Consider the following 15292-nt stretch of genomic DNA (forward strand, 5'->3'; position numbering starts at 1 on the left):
AAAGTTGTCCTATAACTTCTGATGGAGGGGGAACTCCTCCTTCCGTTATATCTATATAGATTTATTAGATTGGACTTTGTAACTGTTAACCAGTAGTCGTTCTTGACTACACCATTATTATACTAGGTGGAATTACGATGGATAAGAAGGCGCTTCTAATTAAGACAATGATCAGTTATTATGCAAATGATCCCTGCCGGATACAGCATTTCATAAAGGTGCATGATTTTGCGGGCGTCATAGGAAAATTGGAGAAGCTTGGGGATGAGGAACAGAATATTCTTGAGATTGCCTCGATTGTACATGATATCGGAATTAAGGTAAGCGAAGAAAAGTACGGGGACGCGGATGGAAAGCATCAGGAGCTGGAGGGGCCTGTCATTGCCAGGGCAATGCTGGAAACGCTGGATTTTGAGGATTCGGTGATTGACAGGGTGTGTTATCTGATCGCACATCATCATACTTACACGGACATCAACGGTTTGGATTATCAGATTCTGGTGGAGGCCGATTTTCTGGTAAACCTATACGAAGGAAATAAGTCAAGGGAAACGGCCGGACAGGTCCTGCGGCGCATCTTTCGTACTGAAAGCGGCAGACAGATATGCGCCGACATGTTCGGCCTTTCCCTGGATCCGGAGGCTACGCGGGAATAATTTCTATCCAATAGCCGTCAGGATCGGCTATAAAATAGATTCCCATAGCCTCATTTTCAAAGCAGATGCAGCCCATTTCCCTGTGCTTCGCATGGGCAGCCTCCATGTCATCAACAGCAAAGGCCAGGTGGAATTCGTTGTCTCCCAGGTCATAGGAATCCTTTTCCCAGTCCCTCAGCCAGGTCAGCTCCAGCTGATGAGGAGTAACACCGTCGGTCAGGAATGCAAGGATGAAGCTCCCGTCGGAGGATTCTTTGGTGCGGGCGGCCTTCAGGCCAAGAGCCTCTTCATAAAAACGGAGTGATTTATCCAGATCCGTTACGTTTAAATTGTTATGGGCAAAACTGAATTTCATATTGGCTCCTCTCTGCGCAATGCTGCGCGTACAGTTTCTGATATGTGCATTTTATACGGAGCAGGTGTGTATTGCAACCTGTTTTTTTGGAATGACATTTCAGGAAAAGAGCTTTATACTATTGTAGTGATGGGGTTATGCAGACTTATTTTCAGACTTAAGATAAAGGAGAGTTTTTTTCATGCACACGTTAGTAGTTCTTATTGTTGTTATTTTGCTTTTGTTTCTGCTTTATATGATCTTGATTATGCCAAGGCTGCATAAGCCGGACTGCGGTGCACTGCTTCATCAATATTATGCGCACCGCGGGCTTCACGATTTGGAAGCCGGAGTTCCGGAGAATTCCATGAAAGCATTCAGGCTGGCCATTGAGAAGGGGTTTGGCATGGAAATGGATGTGCAGCTTTCAAAGGACGGCATTCCGGTGGTTTTTCATGATGCTACCCTGACACGTATGTGCGGTGTGGAGAAACGGGTGAATGAATTGACCCTGGCGGAGCTTAAGCAGCTTTCCCTGGCAGGGACGCAGGAGCGGATTCCTACTTTTCAGGAATTCCTTACTCTGGTAAACGGGCAGGTTCCTCTTATCATTGAAATCAAAATGGATAAGAAGGATGACAGGATTCCTGAGGCAGTCAATGAACAGCTGAGGGGATACCAGGGTGTTTACTGTATTGAATCTTTTCATCCTTCCGCGCTTATCTGGTACAGGAAGCACCGGCCTGATGTGTTCCGGGGGCAGCTTTGCACGAATTTCAATAAGGAGAACAAAAATTGCAGCCTTCCTTTTTTCCTGTTGAGCAAAATGCTTTCCAACATTGCGGCCAGGCCGGATTTTATTGCTTACAACTGGCTTTACCGGGATGATTTGTCAAGAAGGATTTGCTGCGGCTTCTATCATGCGCTTTCGGTGGGATGGACAATCCGTTCCCAGAAAGAAATGGATGAATGCCGGAAGGACTTTACATTGTTCATTTTTGAAGGTTTTATACCGGAAGGGGATGCCTGATGCAGGAGCGTCATTTTATTTTTGATATCGACGGAACGTTGATTAATACGGAAAGGGCTATTATAAAAGGGCTTCAGGAGCTGCTGTTGGAAGAAAAGGGGATCCAATATGCGCCGGAGCAGTTATATTTCTGTCTGGGGATCCCGGGAAGCCAGGCTCTGGCACAGCTGGGGATTGAGGATGGAATTCCTGAGAAGCTGAAAAAATGGGATGCCTTCTATAATTCGCATGCCAATGATGTTTCCATTTATCCTGATATTCCGGAGATTCTGGAGCATTTGAGGGATAAGGGAATTATTCTGGGGACAATAACATCGAAAAATCAGGAAGAGTATGATCATGATATGATACCGTTGGGATTGGAGAAATATTTTACCATCTCTGTTACTTCCTCGGATACCCCGGAGCATAAACCCAGTCCAGGACCTATGCTTTATTATCTGAAGAAAGCGGGAATTTCTCCGGAACAGGCTGTTTATATCGGCGACAGCATTTATGATATGCAGTGTGCCGGGAGCGCAGGGGTAAAACGCGCGCTGGCTCTGTGGGGGTGTAAAAATCCGGAGGCCATAGCCGCAGATGTACGGCTGGCGGAGCCCTGGGATATTTTGAAGCTTGTGTAGGCCGCGGGCGGACTTCATCGGTTTTACAGTGATATGCTGCTGTTTTATTGATGAAAATTAAGATGATTTTGTGGGATTACAGGATTATCTGCAAAAAGGAACCTGCTTCCGTGGGCTGTCTGCCATCGGAAGCAGGTTCCTTTTAACATGATAACAAAGGATTAAAAGGGGAGGGTATTTTAACAGTCTGGGACTGGTATTGTCCTTTATCTATATAAAACCGGTTACCGCCGGCAGTATCGGAGGGCAATCACTGAACCCTGAAGGAAGTCCGTCAGCCCTCAATAGGGATGATTGTCTTCTCTTCTTCAATCTTCTTGGGCTGAGGCTTATCAATCATAATCTTCAGAATTCCGTCCTTGAAGGCTGCATGGATTTCGTTCTCCGTAATCTCCTCGCCGATATAGAAGGTTCTCTTCATGGTTCCGTAATATCTTTCTTTCCTTACATACTTGGTTCTCTCATCCGCTCTTTCCACAGGCTCTTTCCTGTCTGCGGTAATGGTGAGGTAGCCTTCCTTTAATTCGGCCTTTACATCATCTTTGGTAAAGCCGGGAACTTCAATTTCCAGAAGGTACTGTCCGTCCTTCTCGCGGATATCTGTTTTCATCAGCTGGGTCTGAGGAGCGTATCCTCTGTTAAAAAACGGGTCATCAAACATATCACCGAAAAAGTCATTGAAAAAGTTGTTTCTGATTAACATAGTTCATTCCTCCTGATTTCTTATTATTTATAAAGAGGTCTCCGGCTTGTCTGCCGTTCCCCTTTGTTGTTCTATAACATTTATAACATGCATTGTTAGCACTGTCAAGAGGTGAGTGCTAATTTAATTATAAAAAAAATATAAAGCTTATGTTATGCATTTATTCTGTATCTTATGCTGAAGGCAGGCGCAATTTTGAAAAGGCAGCGGAAAGGATTTGTCCGTTATGGCTGTTTTTATAAAAAATAAGCGGATTCACTGGACATATCCCCCGGAGAACGAGTAAAATAGAACGCAGTAAAATATATTTTCTTATGTGACAGGAGAATTATCATGAGCAAAGTTATCTTAACGGGCGACCGCCCTACCGGTCCGCTTCATGTTGGGCACTATGTAGGCTCCCTGAAGCGGAGAGTGGAGCTTCAGAATTCCGGAGAATATGATAAGATTTTTATTATGATCGCAGATGCGCAGGCGCTGACCGATAATGCAGACAATCCGGAGAAGGTGCGTCAGAATATTATTGAAGTGGCGCTGGATTATCTGTCCTGCGGGCTTGATCCGGCAAAGTCCACTCTTTTTATTCAGTCCCAGATTCCTGAACTGTGCGAGCTTTCTTTTTATTATATGAATCTGGTTACTGTTTCCAGGCTGCAGAGGAATCCTACCGTGAAGTCTGAAATTCAGATGCGTAATTTTGAGACAAGCATTCCTGTGGGCTTTTTTACCTACCCTATCAGCCAGGCGGCGGATATTACCGCGTTCCATGCCACTACGGTTCCAGTAGGCGAGGATCAGGCGCCCATGATTGAGCAGACGAAGGAAATCGTCCACAAGTTCAATTCCGTATATGGGGAGACACTTACAGACCCTAATATCCTGCTGCCTGACAACAAGGTATGTCTGCGCCTGCCGGGTATTGACGGGAAGGCAAAGATGAGCAAATCTCTGAATAACTGTATTTATCTGTCCGACAGCGAAGCGGATGTAAAGCAGAAAATCATGTCCATGTTCACCGATCCCGGTCACCTGCGTGTACAGGATCCCGGAAAGGTGGAAGGAAATCCGGTATTTATTTATCTGGAAGCATTCTGCCGGGATGAACATTTTGAACGCTACTGCCCTGATTATCAGAATCTTCAGGAAATGGAGGATCATTACGCGCGCGGCGGCCTGGGAGATGTTAAGGTAAAGAAGTTCCTGAATAATGTAATGCAGGAGGAGCTGGAACCCATTCGGAAACGGAGAAAGGAATTTGAAAAGGATATTCCTGAAATTTACCGGATCCTGAAGGAGGGCAGCGAGGCTGCCGAGGCAGAGGCCGCCAGGACGTTGTCCGAGGTGAAGAATGCGATGAAGATCAACTATTTTGAGGATCAGGCGCTGATTCAGGAGCAGGCGGAAAGATTTGCTTCGGATAAATAAAAGCCGATTTGTGCTTTTGGAGAGCATATAAAAGCCCGGACAGGCGGTTTAATAAACTGCCAGTCCGGGCTTTTCTGATTCTTTTTTATGTATTTTGTCAGATTATGTACTATATCAGATTTCAATCAACTCATACTGGTCGCTGCCAAGGCCGATTTTCACCGCATGTTCAATGCAGGAGTGCCAGTTGGTCTCCGGAGCGGAATCAATGAAGTGGTCATGGTGTACATGGGGCATCCGGTCAAGCTGGCTGCCGCTGATAACGGGCTGTTTATTTACCGCATCTGCACAGGCTACGTCCAGTGCTACCGGATCGAAAGAGGCAAACATTCCCACATCAGGAACGATGGGAATATCGTTTTCGGAATGGCAGTCGCAGTTGGGGGAAACATCCACTACAAGGCTGATATGGAAGTGGGGGCGTCCGGTTACCACAGCTTTGCTGTATTCCGCTATTTTACGGTTGAGGATATCATTGCTTTCATCTCCGGGAGTGCAGACGGCATCCATGGGGCAGACTCCGATGCAGCGGCCGCAGCCAACACATTTGTCGTGGTCAATGGAGGCCTTGCCGTCTGTAATGGAGGGAGCATCATGGGCGCAGATTTTGATACAGCGGCCGCAGCCGATGCAGTTTTCCTGCTCCACATAGGGCTTGCCTGCGTTGTGCATTTCCATCTTGCCGGCGCGGGATCCGCAGCCCATGCCGATATTCTTCAGCGCGCCGCCGAAACCGGTGGCTTCGTGTCCCTTGAAATGGCTGAGAGTGATAAAAACATCCGCATCCATAATGGCGCGGCCGATTTTGGCTTCCTTTACATATTCCCCGCCTTCTACGGGAACCAATTCTTCATCGGTTCCCTTCAGTCCATCGGCAATGATGACATGGCAGCCGGTGGAAAATGGGGAAAAACCATTCTGGTAGGCTGCATCTATGTGATCCAGGGCATTCTTTCTACCGCCCACATACAGTGTGTTGCAGTCCGTGAGGAAGGCCTTGCCGCCGAGTTCTTTGATTACCTTTACCACCACTGCGGCGTAGTTGGGACGCAGATATGCCAGGTTGCCTGGCTCGCCGAAGTGCATTTTTATAGCGGCGTACTTGTTGCTGAAATCAATGTTTCCGATTCCTGCCGTTTTAATCAGACGTTCCAGCTTCTGAGGCAGATTCTCAGAAAAAGAAGTTTTCATTGTTGTAAAATAAACCTTTGATTTTTCCATTTGTAATTCCTCCCAATTTATTTTTTATGTACAGCGGGCCTGACAGATACGCGTGCATTAACACCGGCATGCCAGCTTAATGGCTGGCGGGAGACCGGATGTGTCCCGCAGCCCGCGGCAGGACATCCGGCCATTAATTCATCCCAGTGCCACATCCAGTATCATCATAATGAGGAAACCGACCATAACCCCCAGGGTTCCCACATTGGAATGCTCTCCCAGATGTGCTTCCGGAATCAGCTCTTCCACCACCACATACATCATGGCACCGGCTGCAAAGCTGAGAAGCCAGGGCATCAGCGGCTGGATTCCGCCGGCCACAAGCACAACAAGAATTCCGAAAACCGGCTCCACAATACCTGAAAGGCTGCCATACAGAAAGGCTTTCCATGTAGGGATTCCTTCCTGGCGCAGAGGCAGTGATATTGCCGCGCCTTCGGGGAAGTTCTGGATACCGATACCCAGGGCAAGCGCAAATGCGGCGGCGGCTCCCGCCTCCATCCCCATGTTCTGCGCCGCCATGGCGAATGCAAGGCCTACCGCCATTCCCTCAGGGATATTGTGCAGGGTGACGGCCATGACAAGAAGCGTGGTACGCTTCCAGGAAGAAGTCATTCCCTCCGGTTCCGAAGAACCGGCATGCAGATGGGGAAGCAGCTGATCCATCAGGAGCAGAAAGAGAATGCCCAGCACAAAACCGCCCGCTGCCGGAATCCATCCGATGCCTCCTGCCTTTTCCGCCTCATTAATCGCAGGGATCAGCAGGGACCATACGGACGCAGCAATCATGACTCCCGCCGCAAATCCCAGAAAGACCCTCTGTATTTTCATATTGATCTCGCCGCGGAACAGAAATACCATAGCGGCGCCCAGCGTTGTCATCAGGAACGTAAAGCCGGTTCCGCCGGCCGCCCAAATCAATGCCTGACTCATAAATTACCTCCTTTTTCAGTAGCTGTGTCAGAGTAACCGTGTCAGCTTAAAGCGCAGGCCCCGGCAGCAAGGGCACTGACCTGACTGAATAGCTGCCCTTTTATTCATTATTCTGCAGAAGGCTGCTTCCTTGCTTTATCCCTTCCGGAGTTATCAATATCAGCTTTCTGTACAGGAAGGGATTCAGGTTCTCCCGCAGCAGGGCCTGATCCTCTATAATCAAGTCCCCGTCTGTGATAAGAAGCAGCAGCCGGGAACGGGCCTGAAACATTTTCAGCTGTCCGCAGAGCAGCTCCAGCCTTTTCCGGGAAGCAAAAGGTTCATAATCCTGAAAGGCGCTTCCTGTCTGCAAATAGGCAAGGGCGGATATTTCATGATTAATGTCGTCATCCGCTTTCCATCTGACCAGGTTCAGACGCACATTACGGAAGGTATCTCCCATGGACTTGAGTACGGCCACAATTTCCTTGCCGCATTCGGCCAAAGCTTCCCCGTCTGCGGAGTAATCGGCCACAACCGCCATTTCTATCGGGCCGCCGCGATAATTTCCGGGCACATGAAGCACCCGCTGCACCGCATTTTTCAACTGCAGCTTTTGCACCTGAGTCAGCATCACAGCATATCCTCCAGAAAATCCCTGACAGCAAAAAGACTGTCGCATTTGTGATAGAGCAATTCTTCTATTTCGGGCGTAGGTTCCACCATATCAGGCACCATAACAGGAAGCATGCCTGCTGCCGCTGCGGAACGAATGCCGTTGGGCGAGTCCTCTATGGCAATGGCGTTCTCCGGCTTCACCCCCAGCAGCTCGCATGCCTTCAAATAAATATCAGGAAGAGGCTTGCTGTGCTCCACCATATCCCCGCCGATTACCACCTGGAAAAAGTCCGTAAAATCCGCTCTGCGCAGATGGCTGAGCACCTTTTCCTGTCCGGTGGAGGAGGCCAGGGCGATCTTTACGCCTTTTTCCTGCAGCCAGGTCAGGAGCTCCCCGGCTCCCTTCATCACAGGAAGTCCTTCTTTTTCCACTCTTTCCTGGAAAAGGGCGGAGGTCTGTTCCCTGAAATAATCATAGGGGAAGTCCTCTCCGTAAACCTCCTTCAGGAAAATGCGGCAGTCCGTACGGTTCAGTCCGATGCAGCCGTATACTCCTTTTTCAATGTTTCCCAGTCCTAATTTTTCGGCAACGGCAATCCAGCTTTCCACGCTCAGTCTTTCCGTGTCGAATAGTATGCCGTCCATATCAAAACAGATTGCTTCAATCATATTTTCTCCATACTGTTGGTTTATTAAGCTTTCCTCTGCGGATCCTTCTGTCGTTAAAATATCGTCAGCGTACGGTAAATGGTATTTTCCGCCTGGGAATCAGGTATTTCAAACACTTTTTTCAGGCTTTTGCGGTAAAAGCCTTCCGCGTGCTCCGCCCAGCCGATGACCGCATAGCCATAGCCCGCCTCCCGCATGCCAAGCAGCGCTGCGCGCAGGAGAGCCTGGCCGGTGCCGTGCCCTTTTTCATCCGGTCTGATACCGATTGGGCCGAAATAGCCTTTTGCCGTGGCATCAAAGCAGGAAAAGCCGATGATTTCCCCTTTCTGCACCGCGATATAGCAGGTGATGGGATCGTGGGAAAAGGCGTGTTCACATTCGCTTTCCCAGCCGCCCTCGTAATATTTACGGACGAACTCCATTACCTTTCCTTTATCCGGGCTGAGGACGCGGCGGATGGTGATTCCTGCCTCCTCCAGCTTTTCCGGAGACCAGGACGGATCCATATCATACAAATTCACCAGATAATCAGCCATATTCCCTCTCCTTTTTTCTTCTATTTTTTCCGGTACAAAAGCTCAGACAGGCGGGCGAACTGCTCCAGTGTGAAGGTTTCGCCACGTACATTGGCGGGCAATCCCATCTGCTCCAGCGCCTCCGTAATCTGTGCTTTGGGAAGATTCAGGCCGGATGCATTGCTCAGGCCGTTTACCAGCGTCTTTCTGCGTTGGTTAAAGGACGCCCGGATCAGGCTGAATAAAAAGCTTTCGTCCGCAGCCTCAACCGGCGGCTTTTCATACCTGGTCAGCCGGATTACGGTGCTTCCCACGTTAGGTCTGGGAATAAAGCAGGTGGGAGGCACATGGGTGATAATTTCCGGGCGGGAATAATACTGGACCGCCAGGGAAAGCGCTCCGTAGTCTTTTGTTCCCGGCCCCACCTTCATCCGCTGGGCCACCTCGGTCTGCACCATGATGGTTATGCTGTGAAGCGGCACATGGCTTTCAAACAGCTGCATGATGATGGGGGTGGTTATATAATAGGGAAGGTTTGCCACTACCTTTACAGGGCGGCCGTCATTTTTCTCTTTTACCAGTTTTTCCAGATCTACCTTGAGAATATCCTCATTGATTATGGTAACATTGGGATACTCGGAAAGGGTATCCTGCAGGATGGGGATCAGGGCCTTATCTATCTCCACCGCCACGACTTCCCTGGCCTGTTCCGCCAGATACTGGGTCATGGTTCCAATACCGGGCCCTATTTCCAGCACACAGTCATCCGTTTGTATGTGTGCCGCGTCCACGATTGTTTCCAGCACCTGGGGTTCTATCAGGAAGTTCTGGCCGTATTTTTTCTGAAAGTTAAACTGATATTTCTGAAGTACCTCAACTGTTCTGCCGGGCGTACCTATTTTGGGCATAAAATCTCCTCCGTACCATATGCTGATGAAGCCTGTATCACTGCCGCAGATAATGGGCCGGTATAAGGCCTGCTGCGTTTTTTAATTGATTCCATAAAATTTTCTGGCGTTTAAATCCGTGATTTCCACCACCTCTTCCGCCGTCATGCCCTTCAGCTTCGCTATCTGCTTCGCAACATAAGGAAGGTTCAGGGAAGAATTTCTTTTTCCCCGGTTCGGCTCCGGCGTTAAATACGGGCAGTCCGTTTCCAGAAGGATCCTGTCTATGGGGATGTACTCCACCGCTTCTTTAGCCTTCCTGGCATTTTTAAAGGTTACCACGCCGCCGATTCCGATCATGCATCCCAGATTCAGGAAGTCTCTGGCCGCCTCCCTGGAATAAGAAAAACAGTGAATAACCGCAGGTTCTCCTTTTCCGTATTCTTCCCTCATAATATCCAGGGTATCCAGACAGGCGTCCCTGGAATGAATTACCACGGGACGCTTTACCTCCCGGGCAAGAGCCAGCTGGCTGATAAAGGCTTTCTTCTGAATTTCACGGGCCGGCTCATCCCAGTAGTAGTCAAGGCCGATCTCTCCCACCGCCACCACCTTGGGATTGGAAAACTGTTCCCGGAGCCATTCCAGGCCTTTATCATCCAGGGCATCCGCATGTTCGGGATGGATTCCCACCGCTGCATACAGAAACGGATACCGGGAAATCAGCTCCATTGTTTTTTTATTTGAAGCAAAGCTTGCGCCGGCATTTACCACACAGCCGATGCCATTTGCGGGAAAGCTGTCAAGGAGCGCCTCCCTGTCCGCATCAAAGGCTTCATCATCATAGTGTGCATGACTGTCAAAAATCATTATAGCACCTCTTATCGTTTCTATCATTATTTCTTTCAATTCTCCAGAATAATAAGTAACAGTTCAGCTTTCGGCCGAACTGTTACTGCATCCGCCCATTATAAGTCGCCTTCGGCGAGGGGCGGATACTTGCTGCCACCACGTTTTCTCACGGTTTGCGCAGTGAATGCGCAAACCTGCCTGAATGGTTACAATAATAACATACTTTATAGTATTCTTAAAGCAGGTGAAAAAATTTCTTAATTTTTTTAAAAAAGGTATTGCAAAAATGAAATTTATATAATATAATAAATCCTGCACTGCGGAAGATAAAACAAAGAAATAAGCGCCTTTAGCTCAGTTGGTAGAGCACCTGACTCTTAATCAGGGTGTCCAGGGTTCGAGCCCCTGAAGGCGCACTTTGAAAGTACCGATTTTGAAGACTTAAGAGCTTCGGGGTTGGTGCTTTTTTTTGTGTTTAAAAGCAATGCAGGCAATTCGCATCAGGGCGGAAACAATGCCGGCCCGGGAAGCCGTGACAGAGTGTCAGGCCTTCCGGGCCGTTTTTTTGATGTTTTGGCGGCAATTGTTCAGTTATTCCACAGGTACTGCTTTGCGTTTTATGGGGTGGCGGATTATGGTTTTTCTTTTTTCCGGCGCCTGTTTCCTCGGATCCCCCAGGTAGATCTCGTGGTGCCTCCTCTGTGGAGTGATGTCCGTTTCATAGCCTTCCTGCTCCAGGAACTCATTCATCCGCCGGATGGTTTCCGGTTCACTGTCATAGGTTCCCACATGCATGCACTGCACGCACAGTCCTTCCTCAAAAATCTCAAGGCGCACTGCCGACGGATTTAACCCCGGCTTTTTGGTACGCAGCTTTTTTGCAGCCCATTTCAGCACCTGAGGGGTGACATAATCGGGCACCGCCATAAAGGATGTCCAGGCAAAGCGTTCCTTATCCGTAATCCGGTGTCCGTCAAAGCCTTTCCCATCAATATCCCAGAAGCCCTCCAGCGGAGGCGCCACATAGTCAAAATAGCCCTGCGCAGGCGCTTCTGTCCTGCTCATTTTTATTGTATAAGTGATACCATACAGGAGCGCAACCGCATCCTGATATTCCCGGCTGGTATTCGGATCCCCGAAGCCGTCCACACACAGATATTTTCTGGGGGGAACCTGTATCACCACCGGATCCGTCTTCGTCTGGTACAGCTGTCTGTATTCTTTTTTGAAATCATATTTATCCGACATAATTATCCTTTCCCGGTTCTTCCGCCACCGGCAGCATCAGTTCTGTCCTGTAGTGCGCCGGGTTTCCCCGGAAAATGGCGCCAGGACCTTTCAGGTATATCTCGCGTGAGGGGCCTTGCGGTATCAGCTTTCTCTCCGCCGCGCCATCCAGCAGTGCCTTATAGGCCGCGCCAAGCTCCTCATAGCTGCCCTCATGCATCGTACACAGCGCCGTGATTCCAGGCAGTCTCCTGCAGGTAATCTCCGGGACCGCTATCCGGCTGCTTACAGGAAGGCAAAGCTCAATATCCGCTTCCTCCCTGTATTCTTCATCATAATACAGACTGAAGGGCGCTCCGCAGGCCTTGCTTCCTGCCGCCTTAAACAGTCTGCCGGCGTATTTGCCCACCTCCGGATATTTTCCCCTGAAACGGATGGAAATAACAAGAAGCTCTTCCGCCGTTTTACGCTCCAGCGTATAGCTGCGGTTCACAGCGGAGGCTTCCGTTCCGGAGGGAAGGGCTTCCTCCAGCTTTTTTAACAATGCCTTTTCCTTAGAGATACGCTGCCGGACCTGCGCCTGCTTTTCTTTGAGAAAGAAAGCCAGATCCTCTTCTCCCACACAGGCGGAAAGCACATCCTTAATCTCCATAATGGAAAAATCCAGCTCCCGAAGCAAAACGATCTGTCTTGCCTTCTCGTAATCCGTTTCATTATACAGACGATATCCGTTCTTATCCCGCTCCGAGGGGCTGAGGATTCCTTCTTCATCATAATAGCGCAGCGCTTTTACCGTCAGACTTGTAATCCTGGAAAATTCACCGATACGATACATATTTTTCCTCCTCTCCGCTTTTCCCCAGAAGGCCCCCGCCTTCCGAACAGCTTCCGATATACATAATATACACCCTCCCCCGCAGGGAAAAGTCAAGTCTTTCTTAATTGCGGGATGTAAGCAGAAATTAATTGGTTACTGTTCACTCAGTACTGTGCATTTACTGCACAGTACATAAGAAAGTGATTCAAGAGTGCATAAATCCCATCGCCGCAGGCGATTTTTAATGGATTTATGCAGTTACTGGTCACGGAGTGAACAGTAACACTAATTGCGTCTGATAGTGTCAATAATTCAGACTATTTTCTTGCGTTTGCCACTCTGCTGTGCTAAAATGGATTCAGAGACAGGAGACAAAACAATGGGCTTTTACAAAGAGCCTGTTTTCGTTTGTCTTTTTTTATTCCCACAGGCAGCGGGGCAGGCGCTTTTTCATGCTGTACTGCAGTAAAGGCTGTCAGCCAGCAGCCTTCAGGACTGAGGCGGCCGAGGGATATTTTACATGGACTTCAGAGGTATATGCATGAATAAGCTATTGATGGAACAGTTTGAGGATTGTCCCGTAATCGCCGCCGTAAAAGACGAAGAGGGGCTGCGGGCCTGCCTTGACTCCGAAATCCGGATTGTATTTGTCCTGTATGGGGATATCTGCAGTATTTCCGGAATCGTGGGGCGGCTGAAGGATGCCGGTAAAACAGTGATTGTCCACCTGGATCTGATTTCAGGGCTTTCCGGAAAGGAAATTGCGGTGAGCTTTATCCACAGCACCACCGCCGCTGACGGTATCATATCCACAAAACCGGCGCTGATACGGCAGGCAAAGGAGCTGGGGATGTTCACCGTCATGCGTTTCTTCGCCATTGATTCCATGGCCTTCGAAAATATCCGGAGGCAATCCGAATCGGTACATCCTGATTTTATTGAAGTTCTTCCCGGCCTGATGCCCAAGGTGATACGGCGCATCTGTGCGGAAGGAAGAATCCCGGTCATTGCCGGCGGCCTGATCACGGATCGGGAGGACATTATGGCGGCGCTGAATGCGGGGGCGATTTCCATATCCACCACCAACCGGAAGGTCTGGTTTATGTAAAAAGCAACTGTGAGGGTACTGAACACTTACAAAAAAGATTTGCGGAACTGAATATTGTATTTGCAGGAGAAAAAGAGACAGCAAAAAAGGCATACCCTGTGGGTATGTGTTTTTGGGCTGTTTTTTTCTTATGGTTTTGCAGCCGAGGGGCCGCGCAGGCGGCAGAATGGAGGAAAATATGTATGATGTAATCGTAATAGGCGCGGGTGTTACAGGCTGCGCCATTGCCAGGGAGCTGTCACGTTACCAGCTGAAGCTGGCTGTCCTGGAGCGGGAGGAGGATGTGTGCTGCGGTACCTCCAAGGCCAACAGCGCCATTATCCATGCGGGGTATGATGCGGTTCCCGGCACGCTGAAGGCCAGAATGAACGTGGCGGGAAACCGCATGATGGATGCGCTTTCCAAAGAACTGGATTTTCCATTTAAAAGAAATGGATCCCTGGTTCTCTGTTTTGATGAAAAGGATCTGCCCGGGCTTGAAGTACTCAGGGAGCGCGCCGAAGCCAACGGCGTTGCCGATGTGCGTATCGTTTCCGGAGAGGAAATACATGAGCTGGAGCCGAATCTGTCGCCTGAGGTGACAGCCGTGCTGGATGCCCCCACAGGCGGGATTGTCTGTCCCTTTAAGATGACAATCGCTTTTGCGGAAAATGCCTTTGAGAACGGCGTGGAGTTCCATTTTAATACGGAAGCAGAGAACATTGAAAAAACGGCGGACGGTTATCGCATTACCACCCCCGCAGGAATTTATGAAACACGCTGCATTGTGAATGCCGCAGGCGTTTATGCGGATCGGTTCAACAATATGGTGAGCGGAAGGAAGCTTCATATCACTCCCAGGAAAGGGGAGTATATCCTTCTGGATAAAAAGGCGGGAAATTTTGTTTCCCATACGATTTTCCAGCAGCCCACAAAGCTGGGCAAGGGAATCCTCATCACGCCTACCGTGCATGGCAATCTGCTTACCGGGCCTACCGCAGAAGACATTACCGACAAGGAAGCGGTGAACACCACCGCGGAGGGCCTTGCCCAGGTAATGGAAAAAGCGCGGCTGAGCGCGGAAAAGATACCGCTTAACATGGCTATTACTTCCTTTGCCGGACTGCGCGCCACCGAGGATGACGGGGATTTTGTTCTCGGGGAAGCGGAGGACGCGGAAGGCTTTTTCAACGCGGCAGGCATTGATTCCCCCGGCCTTTCCAGCGCGCCGGCCATCGGCTGCTTCCTGGCGGAGCAGATTGCGGAAAAGCTGGAAGCCAAAAAGAAGGTGAATTTCCATTCCAGCCGGAAGGATATCCCCTGCGTGGCGGAAAGCACGCCCGAGGAAATCGCCCGGCTTGTGGCCAAGGATCCTGCCTACGGGAATGTCATCTGCCGCTGTGAAATGGTCACGGAGGGAGAAATTATCAACGCTATCAAAAGGCCTTTGGGAGCGCGTTCCCTGGATGGCGTCAAACGCCGTACCCGCGCGGGCATGGGACGCTGTCAGTCGGGCTTCTGCTCTCCCAGGGTAATGGAGATACTTACCAGGGAACTGCAGATTTCCTCCCTGGAGCTGACAAAATCCGGCAAAGATTCCTATCTGCTCACCGGCTCCACCAAGGAAAATCTGTAACCCCTGTATAAAGAACGTGACAGTTCTGTTGTCCGGACTGCTGTCAAAAAGCGACAATGCATGTATCCATGCAGAAAGGT

At 49.5% G+C, this 15292-nt stretch carries 17 protein-coding genes and 1 tRNA gene; 7 read left to right on the plus strand and 11 right to left on the minus strand.

The genetic code is table 11. From position 1 onward, the window contains the following. Positions 1-137 precede the first annotated feature (137 nt). Positions 138-656 (plus strand): HD domain-containing protein, encoded by a 519-nt coding sequence (locus tag FYJ45_RS17310; RefSeq protein WP_154466123.1) that lies wholly within the window; start codon positions 138-140, stop codon positions 654-656. Here the strand turns inward: FYJ45_RS17310 and FYJ45_RS17315 are convergent. After that, on the minus strand, positions 643-1011 hold the full coding sequence (locus tag FYJ45_RS17315) for a VOC family protein (RefSeq protein ID WP_154466125.1): 369 nt from the start codon (positions 1009-1011) through the stop codon (positions 643-645). The two genes, FYJ45_RS17310 and FYJ45_RS17315, sit on opposite strands and share 14 nt — an antisense overlap. Positions 1012-1192: 181 nt before the next feature. On the opposite strand from FYJ45_RS17315, the gene FYJ45_RS17320 reads away from it, so the two are divergent. Together FYJ45_RS17320 and FYJ45_RS17325 are read left to right on the plus strand one after the other, a co-directional pair. After that, positions 1193-2020 (plus strand): glycerophosphodiester phosphodiesterase family protein, encoded by an 828-nt coding sequence (locus FYJ45_RS17320; RefSeq protein ID WP_154466127.1) that lies wholly within the window; start codon positions 1193-1195, stop codon positions 2018-2020. Beyond that, entirely contained in the window at positions 2020-2643 is a 624-nt protein-coding gene (locus tag FYJ45_RS17325; protein ID WP_154466129.1) for an HAD family hydrolase, read from the plus strand. The genes FYJ45_RS17320 and FYJ45_RS17325 overlap by 1 nt, the downstream gene beginning before the upstream one ends. Before the next feature lie 274 nt (positions 2644-2917). Here the strand turns inward: FYJ45_RS17325 and FYJ45_RS17330 are convergent, their stop codons facing one another. Continuing rightward, positions 2918-3346: an Hsp20/alpha crystallin family protein gene (locus tag FYJ45_RS17330; protein WP_025487853.1), complete on the minus strand. Its 429-nt coding sequence runs from the start codon at positions 3344-3346 to the stop codon at positions 2918-2920. Between the two features lie 333 nt (positions 3347-3679). Here FYJ45_RS17330 and trpS point away from each other — a divergent pair, with 333 nt between their 5' ends. Next, positions 3680-4771, plus strand: coding sequence for a tryptophan--tRNA ligase (gene trpS, locus FYJ45_RS17335; RefSeq protein ID WP_021636230.1), 1092 nt, complete (start codon positions 3680-3682; stop codon positions 4769-4771). Positions 4772-4885: 114 nt separating this feature from the next. Here the strand turns inward: trpS and FYJ45_RS17340 are convergent, their stop codons facing one another. The 7 genes from FYJ45_RS17340 to FYJ45_RS17370 form a co-directional block, all read right to left on the minus strand. Next, positions 4886-5992 carry a DUF362 domain-containing protein gene (locus FYJ45_RS17340; RefSeq protein WP_021636229.1) on the minus strand — a complete coding sequence of 369 codons (1107 nt, stop codon included), beginning with the start codon at positions 5990-5992 and terminating at the stop codon, positions 4886-4888. 138 nt (positions 5993-6130) lie between these two features. Then, entirely contained in the window at positions 6131-6925 is a 795-nt protein-coding gene (locus FYJ45_RS17345; RefSeq protein ID WP_025487854.1) for a ZIP family metal transporter, read from the minus strand. Positions 6926-7025: 100 nt separating this feature from the next. Then, a complete protein-coding gene (locus FYJ45_RS17350) occupies positions 7026-7541 on the minus strand; it encodes a hypothetical protein (RefSeq protein WP_147331934.1) in 516 nt (171 codons plus the stop codon). Then, the gene (locus FYJ45_RS17355; RefSeq protein WP_154466131.1) at positions 7538-8191 is read right to left on the minus strand and encodes an HAD family hydrolase; all 654 of its coding nucleotides are present in this window, start codon (positions 8189-8191) and stop codon (positions 7538-7540) included. The genes FYJ45_RS17350 and FYJ45_RS17355 overlap by 4 nt, the downstream gene beginning before the upstream one ends. A gap of 53 nt (positions 8192-8244) precedes the next feature. Continuing rightward, complete coding sequence (locus tag FYJ45_RS17360; RefSeq protein ID WP_021636224.1) at positions 8245-8727, minus strand: GNAT family N-acetyltransferase; 483 nt, start codon at positions 8725-8727, stop codon at positions 8245-8247. Between the two features lie 20 nt (positions 8728-8747). Then, complete coding sequence (gene rsmA / locus FYJ45_RS17365) at positions 8748-9614, minus strand: 16S rRNA (adenine(1518)-N(6)/adenine(1519)-N(6))-dimethyltransferase RsmA (protein WP_154466133.1); 867 nt, start codon at positions 9612-9614, stop codon at positions 8748-8750. 81 nt (positions 9615-9695) lie between these two features. Further along, entirely contained in the window at positions 9696-10463 is a 768-nt protein-coding gene (locus FYJ45_RS17370) for a TatD family hydrolase (protein ID WP_154466135.1), read from the minus strand. Between the two features lie 325 nt (positions 10464-10788). Here FYJ45_RS17370 and FYJ45_RS17375 point away from each other — a divergent pair. Then, a tRNA-Lys gene (locus FYJ45_RS17375) sits at positions 10789-10861 on the plus strand. A gap of 175 nt (positions 10862-11036) precedes the next feature. Here FYJ45_RS17375 and FYJ45_RS17380 read toward each other — a convergent pair. Next, on the minus strand, positions 11037-11693 hold the full coding sequence (locus FYJ45_RS17380; RefSeq protein ID WP_154466137.1) for a GyrI-like domain-containing protein: 657 nt from the start codon (positions 11691-11693) through the stop codon (positions 11037-11039). Continuing rightward, a complete protein-coding gene (locus FYJ45_RS17385; RefSeq protein WP_117546063.1) occupies positions 11683-12507 on the minus strand; it encodes a MerR family transcriptional regulator in 825 nt (274 codons plus the stop codon). Before FYJ45_RS17385 ends, FYJ45_RS17380 begins: the two co-directional genes overlap by 11 nt. Before the next feature lie 523 nt (positions 12508-13030). Between FYJ45_RS17385 and FYJ45_RS17390 the strand changes: the two genes are divergently transcribed. After that, positions 13031-13597: a glycerol-3-phosphate responsive antiterminator gene (locus FYJ45_RS17390; protein ID WP_035321864.1), complete on the plus strand. Its 567-nt coding sequence runs from the start codon at positions 13031-13033 to the stop codon at positions 13595-13597. Positions 13598-13775: 178 nt separating this feature from the next. Beyond that, on the plus strand, positions 13776-15212 hold the full coding sequence (locus tag FYJ45_RS17395) for an NAD(P)/FAD-dependent oxidoreductase (RefSeq protein WP_154466209.1): 1437 nt from the start codon (positions 13776-13778) through the stop codon (positions 15210-15212). The last annotated feature ends 80 nt before the right edge of the window (positions 15213-15292 follow it).

Origin of the sequence: Eisenbergiella porci, assembly GCF_009696275.1 — a bacterium.
GTDB classification, from domain to species: domain Bacteria; phylum Bacillota; class Clostridia; order Lachnospirales; family Lachnospiraceae; genus Eisenbergiella; species Eisenbergiella porci.

Bases quoted from the DNA above. Each gene is read 5' to 3' on its own strand.
- FYJ45_RS17310 (WP_154466123.1), top strand. From the start codon at position 138: ATGGATAAGAAGGCGCTTCTAATTAAGACAATGATCAGTTATTATGCA.
- FYJ45_RS17380 (WP_154466137.1), bottom strand. From the start codon at position 11,693: ATGTCGGATAAATATGATTTCAAAAAAGAATACAGACAGCTGTACCAG.
- FYJ45_RS17355 (WP_154466131.1), bottom strand. From the start codon at position 8,191: ATGATTGAAGCAATCTGTTTTGATATGGACGGCATACTATTCGACACG.
- trpS (WP_021636230.1), top strand. From the start codon at position 3,680: ATGAGCAAAGTTATCTTAACGGGCGACCGCCCTACCGGTCCGCTTCAT.
- FYJ45_RS17385 (WP_117546063.1), bottom strand. From the start codon at position 12,507: ATGTATCGTATCGGTGAATTTTCCAGGATTACAAGTCTGACGGTAAAA.
- FYJ45_RS17390 (WP_035321864.1), top strand. From the start codon at position 13,031: ATGAATAAGCTATTGATGGAACAGTTTGAGGATTGTCCCGTAATCGCC.
- FYJ45_RS17340 (WP_021636229.1), bottom strand. From the start codon at position 5,992: ATGGAAAAATCAAAGGTTTATTTTACAACAATGAAAACTTCTTTTTCT.
- FYJ45_RS17345 (WP_025487854.1), bottom strand. From the start codon at position 6,925: ATGAGTCAGGCATTGATTTGGGCGGCCGGCGGAACCGGCTTTACGTTC.
- FYJ45_RS17320 (WP_154466127.1), top strand. From the start codon at position 1,193: ATGCACACGTTAGTAGTTCTTATTGTTGTTATTTTGCTTTTGTTTCTG.
- FYJ45_RS17330 (WP_025487853.1), bottom strand. From the start codon at position 3,346: ATGTTAATCAGAAACAACTTTTTCAATGACTTTTTCGGTGATATGTTT.
- FYJ45_RS17360 (WP_021636224.1), bottom strand. From the start codon at position 8,727: ATGGCTGATTATCTGGTGAATTTGTATGATATGGATCCGTCCTGGTCT.
- rsmA (WP_154466133.1), bottom strand. From the start codon at position 9,614: ATGCCCAAAATAGGTACGCCCGGCAGAACAGTTGAGGTACTTCAGAAA.
- FYJ45_RS17325 (WP_154466129.1), top strand. From the start codon at position 2,020: ATGCAGGAGCGTCATTTTATTTTTGATATCGACGGAACGTTGATTAAT.
- FYJ45_RS17315 (WP_154466125.1), bottom strand. From the start codon at position 1,011: ATGAAATTCAGTTTTGCCCATAACAATTTAAACGTAACGGATCTGGAT.
- FYJ45_RS17370 (WP_154466135.1), bottom strand. From the start codon at position 10,463: ATGATTTTTGACAGTCATGCACACTATGATGATGAAGCCTTTGATGCG.
- FYJ45_RS17395 (WP_154466209.1), top strand. From the start codon at position 13,776: ATGTATGATGTAATCGTAATAGGCGCGGGTGTTACAGGCTGCGCCATT.